Origin of the sequence: Paraclostridium sp., from assembly GCF_051657365.1 — a bacterium.
In the GTDB taxonomy this organism is placed as follows: domain Bacteria; phylum Bacillota; class Clostridia; order Peptostreptococcales; family Peptostreptococcaceae; genus Paraclostridium.
On the sequence record NZ_JBOFKN010000070.1, the window covers coordinates 1 to 19484 of the forward strand.

General features: G+C 26.8%; 18 protein-coding genes. 5 read left to right on the top strand and 13 right to left on the bottom strand.

The genetic code is table 11. The annotated features are described in order from the left end of the window. Positions 1–38: 38 nt before the first annotated feature. The 4 genes from ACRCYC_RS04780 to ACRCYC_RS04795 all read right to left on the bottom strand — a co-directional run bounded on the left by ACRCYC_RS04780 (position 39) and on the right by ACRCYC_RS04795 (position 4496). Positions 39–605, bottom strand: a complete 567-nt coding sequence (locus ACRCYC_RS04780) for a PepSY domain-containing protein (protein ID WP_438617957.1) — start codon at positions 603–605, stop codon at positions 39–41. Between the two features lie 165 nt (positions 606–770). Beyond that, on the bottom strand, positions 771–1964 hold the full coding sequence (locus tag ACRCYC_RS04785; RefSeq protein ID WP_438617958.1) for a S41 family peptidase: 1194 nt from the start codon (positions 1962–1964) through the stop codon (positions 771–773). A 260-nt stretch (positions 1965–2224) separates the two neighbouring features. After that, the gene (locus ACRCYC_RS04790; RefSeq protein WP_438617959.1) at positions 2225–2995 is read right to left on the bottom strand and encodes a sugar phosphate isomerase/epimerase family protein; all 771 of its coding nucleotides are present in this window, start codon (positions 2993–2995) and stop codon (positions 2225–2227) included. Between the two features lie 661 nt (positions 2996–3656). Beyond that, positions 3657–4496: a DegV family protein gene (locus ACRCYC_RS04795; RefSeq protein WP_438617960.1), complete on the bottom strand. Its 840-nt coding sequence runs from the start codon at positions 4494–4496 to the stop codon at positions 3657–3659. Positions 4497–4745: 249 nt separating this feature from the next. Between ACRCYC_RS04795 and ACRCYC_RS04800 the strand changes: the two genes are divergently transcribed. Continuing rightward, on the top strand, positions 4746–5294 hold the full coding sequence (locus tag ACRCYC_RS04800) for a TetR/AcrR family transcriptional regulator (protein WP_438617961.1): 549 nt from the start codon (positions 4746–4748) through the stop codon (positions 5292–5294). Positions 5295–5401: 107 nt separating this feature from the next. Next, on the top strand, positions 5402–5704 hold the full coding sequence (locus ACRCYC_RS04805) for a hypothetical protein (RefSeq protein ID WP_438617962.1): 303 nt from the start codon (positions 5402–5404) through the stop codon (positions 5702–5704). 166 nt (positions 5705–5870) lie between these two features. On the opposite strand, the gene ACRCYC_RS04810 is transcribed toward ACRCYC_RS04805, so the two are convergent. The 3 genes from ACRCYC_RS04810 to ACRCYC_RS04820 form a co-directional block, all read right to left on the bottom strand. Next, complete coding sequence (locus tag ACRCYC_RS04810; RefSeq protein WP_438617963.1) at positions 5871–7982, bottom strand: DNA topoisomerase III; 2112 nt, start codon at positions 7980–7982, stop codon at positions 5871–5873. Between the two features lie 81 nt (positions 7983–8063). Beyond that, positions 8064–8915: a L,D-transpeptidase family protein gene (locus ACRCYC_RS04815; protein ID WP_438617964.1), complete on the bottom strand. Its 852-nt coding sequence runs from the start codon at positions 8913–8915 to the stop codon at positions 8064–8066. 123 nt (positions 8916–9038) lie between these two features. Continuing rightward, complete coding sequence (locus ACRCYC_RS04820; RefSeq protein ID WP_438617965.1) at positions 9039–9299, bottom strand: hypothetical protein; 261 nt, start codon at positions 9297–9299, stop codon at positions 9039–9041. An 812-nt stretch (positions 9300–10111) separates the two neighbouring features. On the opposite strand from ACRCYC_RS04820, the gene ACRCYC_RS04825 reads away from it, so the two are divergent. Both ACRCYC_RS04825 and ACRCYC_RS04830 read left to right on the top strand, forming a co-directional pair. After that, positions 10112–10324 (top strand): hypothetical protein, encoded by a 213-nt coding sequence (locus tag ACRCYC_RS04825; protein WP_438617966.1) that lies wholly within the window; start codon positions 10112–10114, stop codon positions 10322–10324. Positions 10325–10468: 144 nt separating this feature from the next. Then, positions 10469–10807 (top strand): phage holin family protein, encoded by a 339-nt coding sequence (locus ACRCYC_RS04830; RefSeq protein WP_438617967.1) that lies wholly within the window; start codon positions 10469–10471, stop codon positions 10805–10807. Between the two features lie 130 nt (positions 10808–10937). Here ACRCYC_RS04830 and ACRCYC_RS04835 read toward each other — a convergent pair whose 3' ends face one another. The 5 genes from ACRCYC_RS04835 to ACRCYC_RS04855 all read right to left on the bottom strand — a co-directional run bounded on the left by ACRCYC_RS04835 (position 10938) and on the right by ACRCYC_RS04855 (position 17902). Further along, on the bottom strand, positions 10938–12017 hold the full coding sequence (locus ACRCYC_RS04835; RefSeq protein WP_438617969.1) for a lysylphosphatidylglycerol synthase transmembrane domain-containing protein: 1080 nt from the start codon (positions 12015–12017) through the stop codon (positions 10938–10940). Positions 12018–12207: 190 nt separating this feature from the next. Then, positions 12208–14736 carry an FAD-dependent oxidoreductase gene (locus tag ACRCYC_RS04840; RefSeq protein WP_438617970.1) on the bottom strand — a complete coding sequence of 843 codons (2529 nt, stop codon included), beginning with the start codon at positions 14734–14736 and terminating at the stop codon, positions 12208–12210. A gap of 165 nt (positions 14737–14901) precedes the next feature. Beyond that, positions 14902–15099 carry a hypothetical protein gene (locus tag ACRCYC_RS04845; RefSeq protein ID WP_438617971.1) on the bottom strand — a complete coding sequence of 66 codons (198 nt, stop codon included), beginning with the start codon at positions 15097–15099 and terminating at the stop codon, positions 14902–14904. Between the two features lie 81 nt (positions 15100–15180). Beyond that, a complete protein-coding gene (locus tag ACRCYC_RS04850; RefSeq protein ID WP_438617972.1) occupies positions 15181–16386 on the bottom strand; it encodes a CD0519/CD1768 family membrane protein in 1206 nt (401 codons plus the stop codon). A 262-nt stretch (positions 16387–16648) separates the two neighbouring features. Next, positions 16649–17902, bottom strand: coding sequence for a GntP family permease (locus ACRCYC_RS04855; RefSeq protein WP_438617973.1), 1254 nt, complete (start codon positions 17900–17902; stop codon positions 16649–16651). 137 nt (positions 17903–18039) lie between these two features. On the opposite strand from ACRCYC_RS04855, the gene ACRCYC_RS04860 reads away from it, so the two are divergent. Further along, entirely contained in the window at positions 18040–18588 is a 549-nt protein-coding gene (locus tag ACRCYC_RS04860) for a helix-turn-helix domain-containing protein (RefSeq protein ID WP_438617974.1), read from the top strand. A 65-nt stretch (positions 18589–18653) separates the two neighbouring features. On the opposite strand, the gene ACRCYC_RS04865 is transcribed toward ACRCYC_RS04860, so the two are convergent. Next, a complete protein-coding gene (locus ACRCYC_RS04865; protein WP_438617975.1) occupies positions 18654–19478 on the bottom strand; it encodes a carbohydrate ABC transporter permease in 825 nt (274 codons plus the stop codon). Positions 19479–19484: the final 6 nt, after the last annotated feature.

Sequence of the window (19484 nt, forward strand, 5' to 3'; positions counted from 1 at the left end):
TAAACATCTAATTATTAGATAGCTACACTTTTCTTACTTTAGTCATTAATTTTTATATCTCCATACTGATCATCAGTAGTATCTTTTACTTTAATTTGTTCATGACTAAACTCTTTTATATCTCCTGTTTTAGCATCTACAGTTATTTCATATTTTGTATCTGCTTTTATAAGTTCACCTTCATATTCAGGTGATTTACCTTCTTTATCTAAGTGGAAAGTTTGAACTGTTGCCTTTGGAACCTTTTGAAGCATTATATCCATTGCTTTATCTTCACTTATTAATTTACCTGAAGTTTTTTTTGTATTAGTTTCTTTAAGAACTTCTTGAGTAAAATTAACAATATTCCCAGTTTCTGCATCTACATCAACTTCATATTTCATATTATCTTTTACCACTTTTGCATCATATTTAGGCGAATTATCTTCATTATCATATGCAAATTCTAATATCTTTCCATCTGGAACTTTTTCTAAAATAATAGTCTTAGCTTGCTCCTTTGTTAAGTATTCTGATTTATCTTCTTTAGCTAAAGAATAACTTACCCCGACTCCACACACTACTACTAACCCTAGTGCAATTATTAATGATTTGTTAAACTTCATGATGTCCCCTCCCGAGTAATTAATTTTAATATATCGACATTATTATATATACCTTTCTTTGACATATTTAAACATTTTACACTTTTTATAATTTCATATCTTTAATATTGCCCAATTAAAACTAAACTTATAAAATATTTATTTAGATATCGTTATATTACACTCTTAATGATCTTCAAGTTCTAAAACCTCTTTTATGCAATTATCATTTTTAAAATTCACAGTTCTTGTACAGTTTTTCATTTTAAAATCTGGAACAGTTTTAAATTCTTCATCACATACTCCTTTATTATTTAAATACATACAGCTTGCCATTCTAGCTACTAAACCACTATTTTTCAACTTAAATAAAACTGGATCTATTCCACCACCATCCCCACCAGTAGTTTCTCCTACTAATGTTGCAAATTTATTTTCTTTACAAAACATAGAAAAGGCCTCTGCTGATGAATATACCTTTTTATCTATAAGAACATATATATTACCTTTAAATTTAGAACTTTTAGTAGATTTTATAGAATATGATATTTTTTCAAAATCTGTAAAATTATTTATATATGATTTCATATCATCGTTTTCTATATCTAGATTTATTTTTTCAATAGGCTCTAATTTTAATTTTCTTACCTTAGTATAGCGTTTAATTACCTTGCTGTTATTTCTATAAAGTCTATATCCACCTATGTTAGTGTCTTCTTCTATAAGTTTAGATACTACACCTTCCCAATAAGTATCACTACCTCCTAAATTTCCTCTTATATCAATAATCAAAGCTTTATAGTTATCTAAAGTATCAATATAATTACCAATAATTTTCAAATCCTTTTTTGTAGATCCATTTCTTGATACCATTGATGGTAGATATATGTACCCAACTTCATCTTTAACTACATCTTCTAATATAAGTTCTTTTTTTGGATAAATGACCTTTGGTAATTTAAATTTAGTTATCATATAATTATATCTATCCACAACTTTTTTATCATTTAAAAAATTATACCAATTATTATTTTCATATGCTTTTTTAAATGATTCATATTTGTTTTTATTGTCTATTATTTGTGTGTGCCTATTATTTAAGTCTGATACTATATATGATAATTCTTCTATGAACTCTTCATCTGTTTTAGTATTTTTAATTTTTGTTATGTATTCGTTCTTATTTGCTAACCAATCTATATTATTACGTCTCTCATTTACATCTAAATAAGGATATCCATCTTTTATAACATTGTACAAATATTGAAAATCCGCTATCTTTTCTCTTGTAGATAGTTGATTAGATTTATTGTAACTAGCAGTGCTTATTATAGGCACAAGTAAAAAAATCATTACTAATAATATTGATTTTGTTTTCATATAATTCACATCCTCTACAACTATGTGTTTCTATCCAATAAGTTTTGTCTCCTTTGTGTATTAATATACTGTTTATTGATTTTAATTTATGGAAATCTATTATTATTTATATTTTTATATGATTTTAATAGTCTTAAACATTATAATATAACTGTAATTAAATAAAAAGAGTTTAAAATACAGTCTTAAAATTAAATTTAATAAAACTATAAAAGGCAATAATAGTAATTGAACTATTATTGCCTTTTATAGTTTTACATCTAATTATTTAAAGATCCTCTAATTCTTTTAACTTCACTTTTTATATTACATGTAATGTATTCTAACGATACTATTGGTTTTATATTATTCTTTTTAAGTATATCTTTAAATAACATTAATTCTTCTTCATTTGGTTCAGTATGAGAGTCGAAACTACCATCATTAAAATGTAGATGAATATATTGTATATAATCTTTTAATTTTTCTACCCACTCTTCTAATTTTCTATTCGAATAAGCTAATACATGTCCTGTATCTAAACACATTTTAAGTTTATTGGAATTAACCTCCTTTAATATATATAATAGCTCTTCATAACTATCATCATATTCATTTTCTAAAAGAATCGTTATATTTAAATCATTAATCTCTTCTAATAAATTCTTCCAAAAATTAATTTGGTTATCTAATTTAAGTTTTCTTATTCTAGGTACACTTATTAACGGATTTAATTGACTATGAAAAATAACATAATTAGCCCCTATATTTTTAGCAATTTCTATACACTGCATATATCTAAATCTAGTTAACTCTAATACTTTTTTATCTGTACTTCCTGGGCTTAAGTCAAAAGATGCTCCATGCAATGATATTGTACAATTCAAACTATATAACTTATTTTTACATTCTTTTAATATTTCACTATAATCTTTATCTAATATATCTTGAGGAAAACTTTGTATCTCCACTCCTATATTTGATTCTTTTATCTCATTTATGTTCATATTATATATATCACTCACAATTTTTACCAGCTTAATATCTTTCATATTCTTATCTCCCAATTTTAAATTTTTATTTATTGTGTAAAAATTAAAAGTTAATTATATTATATTTCTATATTAACAAAAGAGTAACCTTTTTTATGTTGCCGAAAACTGATTAAATCCATACAATAATATTAAATGATTCAAGGAGGTATTACATTGAAAAAAATTTTAGTAGCTATTTTGACTTTATTCATTATAGTTTTGTCAAATCATTTCTTAAGCAACGCCCTAAGCCTTTCTTTTATTGATATGTCTTTAATAGTTGGAGTACTTTTCACTACTCTAATAGGATTTTTTTCTACTGAAGACAACGTATATAATAGATTTTTACACTATACAACAGCTATTGCTATAGATAAGGAAACTACTCGTAATTACAAACTTAGATTTTTTAATAGTATCCCGTTTTCAATTTCCCTTTTATATACATTAATCTCTTTTCTTGTAACTATATATGTCTATTGGGATTACTTTTTTATATCGTAAATTTTATAATCATCGATTTTACTCTTTACTTGAATAAAGTTATGTAAACATATAAAGGAAGTTACCTAAATAATTAATTTTACAAAGAAAATTATATTAAAGGTTTATACAACTGTTGTGAATATGTTAGAAATATAAAAAAAATAGACTATCTCAATTGAGACAGTCTATTTTTTTATAAAATACTTATTAAAATAGCACCTTTTGATGTATATGTTCCCATAACAGATCCAACTTCACTAATAGTCACATCTTTAAAGTTATGCTCTTTAATCATTATATCTTTAACTTTTAAAGCTTTATCTAAACAGTTAGAATGCCCTATAGCAAGTATTCTATTTTCCTTTTCATTAATTCTTTTTAAAATATTATCTATTACCTTTTTAATAGAGTTATTATCTCCCCTAGCCTTATCTACTGGTTTAACGATTCCATCAACAATTTGTATTATAACCTTAAAATTAAGTGCATTTATAATTTTTCCCGCTAGTGGATTTATTCTTCCACCTTTTATAGCATTTTCTAAAGTTTCAAGAGATCCAAAGAAAACAACATCATTTTTCAACTTTTCAATTGTTTCAACAATTTCACTCAAAGACTTACCTTCTTGAGCTAACTGAGCTGCCTTCACAACCAAAAGTCCTTGCCCTACTGATCCATTTTCACTGTCTACAACTTCAATATTTTTTTTACTATGTTCCTCTAAAAACATATTTTTAGCAAGTATTGCCGTTGAGTATGTAGCTGATAACTTTGAAGTTATCGTAATCACTAATACTTCATCTTCTTCACATTCATAAGTTTTTGCGAACTTTTCAGGAGATGGACATGATGTCTTAGGAAGATGTTTTTCATTATCCATTCTTTCATAAAAAGTATCATTATCCATTTCTCCATCAATATAATTTTCTTCCCCAAATGCTACATTAAGACCTACAATCCCTATATTATATTTTTCAACTATATCTTTATTTAAATCACAAGAACTATCCGTTATTATTTTAACCTTACTCATATATACTCCCTCACTTTATATAAATATAATTATTAACTTGCACTAATTATCTGTTGTTTAACATAAATTTATTCAACCGGTCGATCGACCGATACTTATTTTCATTGTACTCTTACTTAGGGTAAAAGTCAATAACTAAAAATTCAGTAAATTTCCATTTCTCAAATAACAAGGTTCATTGACAACATTTTCTTATACGTTTATAATTATTTTAACAAAATAGTAAGTTTTTTATGAAAGGTTGATTCTATGAAACCAAATAATATGAAAGAAAATATTTTATTAGCTGCTACAGAATTAATAACAAAAAATGGTATAAAAAACACTAGTCTTGCTGATATAGCTAAAGCTGTTGATATAAGTAAAGGTACTTTATATTACCACTACTCTTCAAAAGATGACTTAATAGCAGATGTTGCTAATATGCATTTAGAAATAATAACCAATGCAGTTTTAAACTGTGTCCAGGGATTAGATTCAAAAACCTCAAAAGATCAGATGATTAATCTTATCTTAGAAAAAATATCTACAATAGAAGATAGAGGTAGAATACATATGTATGTATTATGTGAAGCAATCACTGGGAATAACACTTTACAAAATCAAATAAAAATTAAATATATACAATGGAGAAATACTTTAAAATCAGAAATTATAAACACAGGCACAAAAGATGCTGAAGCACTATCTTTTTTATTGGTTTCTATAGTTGATGGATTAGTTATTCAAGGGTTATTAAAAAATGAAAAAATACCATTTGAAAATATAGCTAACTTTTTAGTTACTAATTGGTGCTAAAAAATACCATAGATATTTTATCTATGGTATTTTTAATATTAAATAATTTATACTAAAATTTTAATCAAAATGATATAATATTAAAATATAAAAAAGGAGTGACAACTATGAATAATATAAACTATTTACATGTATTCTTGGGTATAGCAGCATTTATATTTGGATTCATCCAAATAAAATTTAGCAATTATATCTTTAAAGAAGAGTATTTTGAAAGATTATCAAAACGACTTGGCAAAATAGACAGACAAAAAACTATAAAATTGGAAGCCATAACTATTGTATTAATGGGTGTTGTATTTATAATAGGCGGTTTACTAAACTTATCAGTTAATGCTTTAATAGTAGCTATAGGAATAATAGCTCTACTATATTCATTATTTAGAAAAAGCTATATAACTAAAAATTAGTACCTAATTAAATCTTTAATAATAATCCTATCATTGAGATTTAAAGCGTTTTTTTTAGCTAAATATTATAATTAACTTATAACTATTTAAATACAATTAAATAAAAAAGAAGTTGCTTAACTTAAATAAGCAACTTCTTTTTTATTATTAATTTATATAAAGCACATTACTTTTTAAGCTTAGCCAACGCTTCTGCAAAAGGATTATTAAAACTCTCTTCTTGCTTATTTTGACCCTTTAAGTACTTATTGATATCTCTTTTAGAGGCCTTATTACTCTCTTCTTTTTTTCTCTTATTAAAAGTACTCATCTTTTCACGATGCCCACAACTACAAATAAAAGTTTTAGCATCACCTTCGCCTCGTAATTCTAATCTTTTATGACAAATAGGACATCTAGCATTAGTAGTTTGTGAGACAGTCTTTCTAGTATTACAATCTCTATCCTGACAAACTAACATCTTACCTCTTTTCCCATTAACTTCAAGCATATACTTACCACACTCAGGACACTTATTTTTAGTTAAGTTATCATGCTTAAATGTAGCATCGCTACTCTTGATTTCACTGACAATATCCTTAGTATAAGTTTTCATTTCATTAACAAAAGCATCTTTTTTTAATTTACCACTAGATATATCATTAAGCTTTTTTTCCCAAGAAGAAGTAAGTTCAGCCGACTTTAGCTCACTAGGTACTAGCTCTAGCAACTGCTTACCCTTAGAGGTTATAAATATATCTTTTCCTCTTCTTTCCACTAAGAAAGAATTAAAAATTTTCTCTATTATATCAGCACGAGTTGCAACAGTTCCAAGTCCATCTTTTTCCATCTGAGCTAATAAACTAGCTTCATTTAAAGGTCTTGGAGGTTGAGTCTTTCCACTTGTCATGCTCGCTTTACTTATTTTTAAAATATCTCCATTATTTAAACTTGGAAGGTTTTGATCATTATCATCGTCTTCATCTAAATTAGCATAAATTTCTTTCCATCCAAGTTTTACGATCTTTTTGCCTTTAGCTACGAAAGATTCCCCTTCAATAATGGCTTTAATCGAAGTTTGCTCATACTCAAAAGGTTCGCTTAAAACACTTAAAAATCTTTTTACAACTAAATCATATATTTTTCGTTCTTTATCACTTAAATCACTTAAAAATACTCTTTCTTCTGTAGGTATAATAGCATGGTGATCTGTAACCTTAGAATTATCAACAAATGACTTATTAGCATTTATCTTTCCTTTTAATATCTTAGTACAAACTCTAGCATAATCGCTTACACTAACAGCTCTAATTCTATCTTTTAAAGTATCTACTATATCAGTACTTATATATTTAGAATCCGTTCTAGGATATGTAAGCACCTTATGATGTTCATATAATTTTTGCATTATAGATAGAGTTTCCTTGGCAGAGAAGTTAAATATCTTATTAGCATCTCTTTGAAGCTCTGTTAAATCATATAATCCTGGCGAATATTTTTTCTTATAAGCTTTATTAACATCTACTATTTCAGCATTCTTGTTTTCTATTTTTGATAATATGACTTCTACTTTTTCTTTATCAAAACTATTTTGACTATTATTTTTAGCATCTATCCATGACAATTTAAACATAGGTGCTTGTAAACTTATTCCATAATACTGTTTAGGTTTAAATTTTTGAATTTCTTCTTCTCTTTTATAAATCATATTAACAGCTGGAGTTTGTACTCTACCACAAGAAAGTTGTGCATTATGCTTGGTTGTAAGTGCACGAGTTGCATTTATTCCAACTAACCAGTCAGCTTCAGCTCTTGCTATTGCTGAGTAATATAAATTTTCATATTCTTTGCCTTCTTTTAATTTACTAAAACCTTCTTTTATAGCTTTATCTGTACTAGATGAAATCCATAAACGCTTTATAGGCTTTTTAACTTGCGCTTTTTCTATTATCCATCTTGCTACAAGTTCTCCTTCTCTACCTGCATCAGTTGCTATAACAATGTTATCAACATCATTTCTATTTAATTGTGCTTTTACTGTATTAAACTGTTTAGATGTTTTTTTTATAACTACTGTTTTCATGTATTTAGGAAGTATAGGTAAATCATTTATATCCCAAGTTTTATATTTATTTGAATAACTTTCAGTTTCAGCCAGCGTGACTAAATGTCCAAGTGCCCAAGTTACTATATAGTTAGAACCTTCTATATATCCATTTTTTTCTTGTTTACAATTTAATACTCTAGCTAAATCTCTTCCTACGGAAGGCTTTTCTGCTAGTACTAGTGTTTTTCCCATTATTTTTTATTTCCTTTCATAAGTGCTTTAGTATATAATAACATAAAATATAAATTAAGTGTAATTCTAGCCATGTAGTTGTTAATGTATAACAGTTGTAGTTGTATCTAAAATGTTATCATATATCCATTTAGCGTTATATAATTCTAGCCTTATACATCCATGACTTAAAGCTTTCCCAATCCTTCCATCTATTACATAGCTTCCTGTTGAATCATATAAAATAGAATGATAATAATAACCATCTTTTATTCTAGTTGCATACTTAACGCTGTAATCCTCTGTTCCAAAATATGATTTTCTTCCATTTATATAAAATATGCCGCTTATAGTAGGTGTACTTGGTTTTCCAACAGTACATTTCCACTTATATAAATTAATCCATATGTTATTATCTTTTTTAAAAACATAAGTGTATTTATTTTTTAAGTCAGTTACTAGTAAATAATCTGTAGGGCTTTTTATTTTATTTTCATTAACAAACTTAGACATGTCTTTATAAAAATTAGTATAATCTAAAATATTTGGATTATTTCCATCATCAGATAAAAAATAATTAAAAATATATCCTAACTCTTCATTGTAAATAACCTTGCTCCAATCACCTAAATTGTCAATAATCTCTATTCTAACTCCCTTAGGTATTACAGCTATAATTTTTGACTGAGTTGAAGTTTCTTCTCTAAGATTTAAATTACTCCAAGGATATTTGCTAATAGATAATAAATCCTTGTGTATATACCCTATATTTGAGTTATATTTAACCTTACTCCACTCATCATATTCGTCTATAACTTCTACCTTAGAGTATTTTGGTATAACTAGTAAAACATCAGAACTAGTTGATATTTCTTTTCGTAAATTAGAATTTGCAAGTGTATATTTATAAATCGGTAACATATCTATTTGTACAAATCTTTTATCAAGTTTCAAAATAAACACTTCCTTTGTATGTCGTTTATATAATTTTATGTAAAATAATGTATCTATGTGAGTATAGACATAAAAAAAGCTTATATATTTTGATTATATAATCAAAATATATAAGCTTTTTATTTAAAGTTTATCCTCTAATTCTTTTATCTTCTTATCAATTTCTTTTATTCTTGCCTTTAACTCATAGCACTTATTATCTACCTTCATAGCTGAAGTATAATTCATTTCATTGCTGTGGTATTTTCTCCATAGCTCCTCATACTTATTATGGTGCTTGTTAAATTCCTTATCTAAGCATTCTCTTTCAATTTTTAATTCGCTTATTTCATCTTTTATTTTCTTTTTATTTCCTTTAAAAAAATCGAAAAAAAACATAGCCATATATCCCTTCTATTTATGATTAAGTTTATAATATTCTAATTCTTAATAACCTTTGCCTAACTCATTTTTATTGTATGAGTACTATATCTAATATTATAACTGTTTATTGTGTAATATTACAAGAAATTTAATTTTATTCTAAATTTCTCAATTTTTGTAATTTGCATTAAAATATTTTTTTACTTATCTTCCAATACTTTATATAAGTTGTATCTATAAATATCAATCCTTTATCAGTTGCTTTATACAAAATTGTACAATAATTTTTAATTAATTTGTACAATCTCTATATTATAATCTAACTCTAAGTTTAATAGTCATATAACCAATGTCCACTTTATAGTATTACACCTTTCTCTAAACCTTATATCTTTATTTGTATTGGTATATTTTTTTTAATATGCAATTATTTTTTACATATCCTATAATTTTATGAATTATATTTGAAATCACAAATATAATTACACCTATCAAACTTCAATAACTATTTATACCAAACAATATCATTCCCAATAATATTATTAAAAAACTAAATACTTTATAAAGTTTATCCTTTTTCTTGCTCCCCATACTTACCCCTATTTGAATTATATCAATAATACCTTAATTAATGCTTAACAATATTGTAATTTATTAATTTTAAATTTAGGGTATATTATATATATTACATAATATTAAAGGATGTGTTTTTTATGATTATAAATATTAGCAATTCAGCTAAAGGTGAACTCAATAGTATGTTTAAAGAATTTCAAGTTGATAATAGGTATTTAAGAGTGTATATAAAAGAAGTAAGTGCTTGATACGGTCCTATGTTTAGTGTAGCTCTGGATGAGCCTACCGAAAAAGATAGTATATTCGAGTCTGACAATTTTAAAGTTGTTATTAATAATGAGTTATGTGATAAAATAAGCGTAATTAATATTTATTATAAATCAGCTATATCTAGTGATATATTTAGAGTTTCTACCGACTTAGTTTGGAAAGAAGAATATTACAAAGCTTCTTGGGCTAAGCCTTGGTAATTTTTTTTAATTTATTTGTGTAAATTTTCTTTTTATGGGAATATATTAATATATATATTTTTTTTAAAAAATAATTTGTGTAATTATGGCTAAAATATTATAAAAGAAATTTATGATCAAACCCAATTGAAAGGAGTTTTATTTATGAAAAAGATATCTTTATTTATAGTCGTTAATGCTATATCACTATATTTAGTATCAATATTAATGAGTAGTGTTCAAATTAACTCATTTGGTTCTTTGCTTATATTAACACTTATATTTGGAGCTTTAAACTTAACAGTAAAACCAATACTTAAGTTTTTCTCTCTTCCTATAACATTTTTAACTTTAGGACTATTTTCTTTAATTATAAATGGTATTGTTTTAAAACTAGCATTTAGTTTAGTTCCTGGAGTTCATTTATACGGATTTTTAAGTGCAATAGGTGCTTCTATATTATTATCTATAGCAAATTCAATTATATATAATATATTAGACTAAAAAAAATGGGATATCTAAAGTAAATATTACTTAAGATATCCCATTTTTTATTAACTTGATCTATTACTCACCTATAGCATTATCCCCAGAAACATTCGCTGCAGTTCCAAAACTATCTTGATTTATATTTTTACAATGCATATTCTTTATTTTCAGATTTAGATTTTTCATTTTTAATTTTTTCAATTTTCTTTTTCATAGTATGATGAGTTATCATAGTGAATATTCCACTTCCTATTAATACTGCATAATACACCAGTCCTCCGTATAAAAATACTGCATATCCCATGAGAGGTTGTGGAAACACACTTTTAAATATAGCAAAGAATGCTAATTCACTAGCCCCAGCATTTCCTGGTGTCGGTATCGGTGATATAGCCATATATAAAAATGCTTGTAATGTTAACATATATATATATGTGTGTCCTGTTAAATTAAAAGCTTTATATATCCAAAAAGAAATACTAAAGTAAACACTTAACTGAATCACAGTTATTATTAGTGTCAATGCTAATGCTTTTTTATTTTTTATAAATAAGTTTACAGAATAACTATATTCATCTGCAAAGCTCTCTATCTTGTCTATTTTATTTTCTAGAAACTTAAATACTTTGAATCTAGCTAATTTTTTTATAACATATTTTGTTAAATTTTTTACTATTTCAGGATTATATACAACTAGCATTGACATTATTAAAGTAAATGCATTTACAGCTATTCCAATTAATATTAAAGGCATAATGCCTCTAAGTTCTTTTAATATAGCAGTATTAAATAATACTAATATAGAACAGTAAACAGTGACCACAACTTGGTAAATAATAGATTTATTCATTATAACTGCAGTTGCTTTACTAGCAGGCATTTTGCACTTATTAAGCACATATATTTGCATAGGCTGACTTCCTGATGCAAAAGGCGTTATTAAATTATAATAAAATCCCATAGTAGCTAGTTTAAACCCTATAAACCTTGTTTTAACCTTGTGTATACTATCTATAACTATTTTTAAAACTAAACCTTCTAAAAGCATATGAAGCATGACCGCTCCCATACCTAAAAATATAAACTTTTTATCTACCATCTTTACAACTTTACCAAGCATATTTATATCTAAAGTTTTATAAACTAAATAACTTGTTATTCCTAATATAAACACTAAAAATCCATATTGTATTATATTTTTATTTAACAACTTTTTTGTCTTCATAGACAACCTCCATCCCTAAATTGTCAATTAACTCCCTTTTATCTATTTTTCTTTTATTTCATTCTCTTATTATACAATATATTTATAGTTTTTAGTATTACATATTTCTTACTTTTTTGTAATAATACATAAAAAAGCTACCTTAAAATAATAATTATTTTTAAGGTAGCTTTTTTATATTTTAATTCATTTATAATAAATTGTTTTTTAATACTTCAGATACTAAAGCTTTTTGTGACATAAGGTTAATAGTTTTAACATTAGTACTCAAATCATTTATAAATATAGCCCCAACTAGAACATCATCTTTAAAAAATAATTTTTTATATTTATTATTGTTATTTAAGCTTATACACCCATCAACATTAGTTATATCCCCTATACTAAATACTTTAGTATCAAATACATCTAGTCCTACAGGATAAGCCTCAACTTTAAACTCTACTTTATCACCACATGCATTAGCACCTGCTACCTTCCCCATATCTATAGCAGCTGGCCATATAGCCCAAACCATAGAGTCTATTTGTGCCACATCTCCACATGCATATATATCCCTTGAAGATGTTTTCATATATTTGTCTACTACTATTCCTCTATCCGTATCTATGCTAGTTTCATTTGCAATTTTTATATTAGACCTTATTCCTATAGAAAATATAACCATATCCGCATCTATTGAATTTCCATCTTTAAATATAACTTTAGATACTTTTGTGTCTCCTTGTATAGCATCTACACATGTGTTTGTTAATAATTTCAATCCATTTTCTTTTAATGTATCTTCTAATACTAAGCTTCCTTCTTTATCTAACTGTCTATATAATAAATTGGTCATAGCTTCTACTACAGTTACATCTTTATTAGCTACTCTAAGTTCATATGCGGCTTCAAGTCCCAATAGTCCTCCTCCTATTACAACTATCTTGTTAGCTTTTTCTAAGTCATTTTTAATATTATCTAAATCATTTTTATTTCTTAAAGTATAAACTCCTTTTAAATCATGGCCTTTTATAGGGGGTATAAAGTTCGAACTTCCATTAGCCAGTATTAATTTATCATACTTAACTTTATCATTATTATCTAGTAAAATTTCTTTATCAGTTTCATTTATTTTATTCACATTAACTCCAAGCACAAACTCTATATTATTTTCTGTGTACCAAGACTTATCTACAACATAAAAATCTTCTTTTTTAATATCTTCATTTATAAAATCAGAAAGCGCAGGTCTATAATATGTTAATTCTGATTCATTAGTTAACATAGTTATCTTAGCACTACTGTTTCTTTTTCTTATAGAATCTGCTGCATAAAATCCAGCCGCTCCATTACCAACTATTACAAACTTTTCATTTGTATCATTTTTGAATGTTATGTTTTCTTCTATAACTTCTATAAATTGATCATGTTTTGCTCCACATACTGGACAAACATCAGGAGCTTCATCTCCATCAAATACTTCATTACATATTACACATTTCCACTTTTTAGTACCTTCTTTTTTAGTATGCACTTTTATAGTTTTTTCTACAAATCTTTTTCCTAAAAGTTGAGCTTCATATAAATCTGTTTCACTTGGTTTAAAATTTACAATTAAAGGCTCTATCGTTTTCATACGAAGTTGTCTTAATCTCTCCATAACATTTGGTATACCTTCTCCGCTCCACCCATATGAACCAAAGCTTGATGCTAATTTACCTCCATGTACTATAGGATTTAAATTTACAAGTATATCCCATATAGGTTTTAGTGCATCTCCATTAATTGTTGGAGTTCCAAATAATACCCCTTGTGAATGTGTTATAGAATTTAATATTTCATTTATATCATGTTTTATAACATCATACATTACTACTTTATAATCACTATGTTCTTCTATACCTTTTTTAATATTTTCAGCTAACTCTTCAGTATATCCATAAGCACTTACATAACATATAGTTATATCTTTTCTAGGAACTACAATCTCTTGCTTACTCCATTTTTCATATATATCAACTATTTCTCTAGGATTTTCTATTAACACTGGTCCATGTCCTGGACATATCATATCTAATTTTAAATCCCTAATTTTATCTATAGCTTTTAGCACATATGGCTTAAAAGGTCCCATTATACATTCATAATAATATCTTAAAGCCTCCATATAATGCTCTTTGTTTTCTATTTTAGTGTTTACTACTCCTTCACAGCTATAATGACTTCCAAATGAATCACATGTAACTAATACTTGGTCTTCTACTATATAGGTATATATAGTATCTGGCCAATGAAGTAGTGGAACTGAATAAAATTTCAATGTTTTATTTTCAATTTTTAATTCATCATTGTCTTCTACTTTTATATAATCAAAATCACAATTAACTATTTCTTTTAAATAATTTATCGCATTTTGTGATGCTATAATTTTTGCCTTAGGAGAAAGTTTTAACATTCTTTCAACGCTACCTGAATGATCTGGTTCAGTGTGACTGACTACTATATAATCTATTTTTTCTAAATCTATATTCAGACTTTCAAGTCTAGCTAAATAACTATCAAAATATTTAACCTTAACAGTTTCAAATAATATCGTTTTCTCACCTGCTTTTAACACATATGAATTGTAAGTTGTTCCATATGGCGTGTACATTATTATGTCAAATACTCTTAAGTTAGGATCTAATGATCCTACCCAGTATAAATCTTCCTTTAATTCAATTGATTTTAATTCCATATATATCCTCCTAATGTAATTATAAGTTTTGTTTATCTATTATTTAACTTATGTTTGATATATACCTTTTATTTTATAAAGTAAACACCTTTTTATATTTTTAGTTAATACCATAATAAAAGGCTATCCCATAACTTTTAAGTTGTATGAGATAGCCTTTTATTATTATATTTCTGTTCCTGATCTAACAGCATTTAGTAATCTTATAATATCTTCTTTAAATATATCCACTCCATCTATACACATTCTATCACCTAGTGTATGATCCATTAATCCTTCTAGTTCATCCATTTCAACTTTAGTCAATGTTTTGTAATAAGCCTCTAAACTTATTAAATGTTTTTTATATTCTTCTTGAGTCATAATATATGCACCTCTTTATAATTTGTATATATATTATATAACTTAAAACATATCCTATGTCAATATATTGCAAATTTCAACTTAAAAAATAAGTATATATATAAAATGTGCTGATATACCTGCGCATAAACCACCTATAGTATGTGAAATTATGGCTTTACTTGTAAGTTCTCTTGCATTTAAAGCATCCATCATACCTACATGTGTACTTAAATATCCGCTCCAACACATACCCATAGCTGTAAATACAGCTATATCATTTGGAGTTATAACACCTTCACTTATAAACTTAGGAACTAAACTCATTGCTGCTCCAACTGCTCCTAATGAAGTTATAGGGAACGCCATAGCCTGTGGATTTGTAAATCCAAATAAAGGTCCTAGTATAAACATTAATTTATCGCCTAGTGCTGGAAGTAATCCTATACCTTCATATGCAGCTCCTGTATAAATTTCAGCTCCTGTTTTAGGATCTACCGATGGTCCAAATGTTAATAGCATAACTAAAGTACATACAACCAATACTCCTGGTATTATTGCCATACCTAGTTCAACCCCATTTTTACCACCTTCTAGCATAGAATCTAGTATTCTTTGGAATAAACTTCCATCCCTTATTTCTCTATATTCCATAGCATCTACTTTTCCAGCTGCTTTGACTTCACTCTTTGGATCATAATTATAATATTTTTTTGTGAATATAAGCATTATCCTAACACTTATTATACTACCTATAATTGCTGCAACATTTCCAACTATTGCGGGTGCTACATACTCAGCACCTTGAGTCATCATGAAAGTAGTAACTATAAGACCCATACCAAATGATGTCCCTAAGTTACATAAAGCTGGTATTTGATGTTTTTTAAAATACTTAGTAAAACTTTTATCATTTGCAAATGCTATTATAGCTGGATTATCTGATAAATAAGTAGTTACCGCTCCTGCTATACTCGCACCTGGCATGTTGTATAACGGTTTCATAAAACCTGCAAATAATTTATTAAGTAAAGATGTAACTCCAAACTCTGAAAGTAATGTACTAAGCGCTCCTGCAAGTACTGCTAGTGCCATTATTAAAAATACAGTATTTAATAGTAAATCATGTGCTGTGTTCATTATAGACTTAAACATAAGCCCCATTCCCATTTTACTGCCAACATATCCAAATCCAATTAATAAAACCCCTATAAATACAAATGTTTCTGTACTTACAGCTTTTACCCTTCTCTTGCCGCTAGAAATTTCCTCATTAATGGTGTTCTGCTTACTAGTAGTAACCTCCATTTTATTCCCTCCTTAGATATTCTAGTTAATAATAAAATGATTAATAAAATAAGATTTTATTTTCGTCTTATATTTAACAATCAAAAGTAAATAAAATTTTCACAATTTATATAAATTATACTATATATTACTATATATTTCAACTTTTTTGAATTATCGTGTATTTCTGATCATTTTCATTATTTTAAAACAAATAAAGACACGTTAAATAGTTTTATTATGTTTATATATAATAAAACTATTTAACGTGTCTTTATATTGTTTAAATTATTCCATATATAATTGTACTTACTATCGTCATAGCTAATCCTATTATCATTTCATAAGGTATTAGTTTAAACCGTTCTTCTATTTTCATATTTATCCCACCTGCACTTGAATGGAATAATGATCCATGCGGTAAGTTTTCAAATACACTAGCACCTGCATTTATCATAGCACCTCCACCTACAGGACTTATACCTACATCTATTATAGTATCTGCAAATGTAGATGAAGCTATAGTAGCTCCTGCCGTTGAAGATGCTGTAGCTAAGGACATAAGTATCCCTGAAATGGGAGCAAGCAAAAATTCTGGCATACTTAACATATTAAGTATATGTATTGTAGTTTGTTGTAATTCTGAATTTTTTATTATTCCTGCCAAAGTTCCTGTACCTAATAAAAGTATTGCTACTCCAGTCATTTTACTTAATCCATACCCCATATACTCATTAAAATAATTTATTTTTTTCATAGCAACCAAACCTATAAACCCACCTAATGGTAGTGCTATTAAAGGATCTATTTGTATTCCTGTAAAAGTTCCTAATGATAATAAACCTATAGCACTTAAAGGGCCTATTATAGACTGAAATAAACTTGGTAAATCTTCTTTTTGACTTTGTAAGTCTTCATCTTTTATACTTTCGCCTTTGCGAGTCAATAAATTAGAAAAAATTATAGTTACTATAATTCCAACTATTGCAGGTATAAAGTTTGCAAACATTAATTTAGCTAAATCTACATTGAAATTTTCAGATATAGCAATAGTATTCGGATTTGGAGATATAATATTCCCTGCCTTTCCTCCACCTGCCATAGCAAGTAATATTGCCAATTTAGAATAATTCAATTTTTTGCCTATAGATAAAGCTATTGGCGATACTGTAATAATTGCCACATCCAAATTAACACCTACCCCAGCTAAAATCATAGCTGATAGTGCTAAAGCTAGTATTGCATGTTTTTTTCCAAGTACCCTTATTATTTCTTCAGATATCTTATCAACAGCTCCTGTTTTTATAAGAATTCCCGCTAATATTCCTGATGTTAATACTCTAAGTATTGATGGTGATATATCTTTAGCTCCATTCATCATTAAGTCTACTGTATCAACTATATTTAATCCACCAACTAACCCTCCTATTAATGCTCCCAACATTAAGCTATATACAGGTTGAAATTTTTTAATAATCATAAATATAGCTAAAAATAATCCTATAATTGCTCCAAAAGTACTTACTCTAATATCCATTTTGACATCCCCCAGTTCCCCATAGTGTTAAATATATATTACTTTTGTTAAAAATAATATAACAAAAGTAGTTCTAGGTGTCAATCATATTTTTTGTTATAATTTAGGTATACTATTTTTTTAGAAAGGAATTATATATGGATAATATAGATATAGGCGAAAAAATTTCTCATATTCGTAAAGAAAAAAACTTAAGCATAAGAGACTTAGCAAAAATAGCAAACGTAACTCCATCATTACTTAGTCAATTAGAGAGAGGTTTATCAAATCCATCCTTAAATACTATAAAAGCTATATCTAAAGCATTAGATGTACCTTTATTTTCCTTCTTCGTTGATGAGGTTGATAATAAAGAACTTATAGTAAAAAAAGATAATCGAAGAAAAGTAATATTTCCTAAAAACAATGACATAGTATTTGAACTTTTATCTCCAGAATCTGCAAATTCAGTTGAATTTGCAATAGTAAATTTAATACCAAATTCTTATATATCAAATGAGCTTATGTCTCATAAATCAATAGAACTAGCTTATGTTCTAGAAGGCAGAGTTAAAATTTTCATAGAAAATGATGAATTCACATTAGAATGTGGAGATAGTGTAACTATTCCACCTGGAACTAATCATAGATGGGAAAATCCTTTTAATGAGCTTGCTAAAATTATATTTTCTATAAATTTTAAATAGTAGATACTATAAAAAGTCTACCTTAAAATAATTAATCATTTTAGGGTAGACTTTTTTTATTTTTATTATTCTTTACCTGCCGATACTGCAATACTTGATATGAATTTTTTTTGGAATATACTAAATATTATAACCATAGGAATTATAGAAAGTACTGCACCTGCCATCATTCTAGGATAATGAGTTCCATATTGTCCAACAAATACTCTAAGTCCTGCAGCTAGAGTTAATTTATCCGGTGTAGAGTTTACTATTAAAGGCCATAAGAAACTATTCCAAGCTCCTAACCCTCCAAGTATAGCTACTGTTCCAAGAGCTGGTTTAACTATTGGAACCATTAATCTGAAAAATATTGTAAATTGAGAAGCCCCATCTATTATTGCAGCCTCTTCCATATCTCTTGGTATAGATTTGAAATGTTGGCGTAATAAGAATGTATAATATATACTAAATACACCTGGTAAAACAATTGCTGTCAATGTATTTAAAAGCCCCATTTCTTGTATTATTTGATATTGAGGTATTAAATACATCTGTCCTGGTACCATCATAGCTGCCATAAGTATTAAAAATATAGCTTCTTTAAATTTAAAATCTAATCTAGCAAAGGCATATGCTGCTGGTGTTACTATTATTAACTGGAATATTACTGATGCTAATGTTACTACAATTGTATTAAAATAATATTGTGCAAAAGGAAACTCCTTAAATATTTGAGTGTAATTTTCTATTCTTATAGACTCTGGAAATATTTTAGGCGGAATAGCCTCTGCCTCTGCTAATGTTTTTATAGATGTTAATATCATCCATATAAATGGTAATGCTATAAATGCTGCTACAAGTATAAGTCCTACATGAGTTAATATTTTAGCGCTTTTTTTCATTTCCATATTATT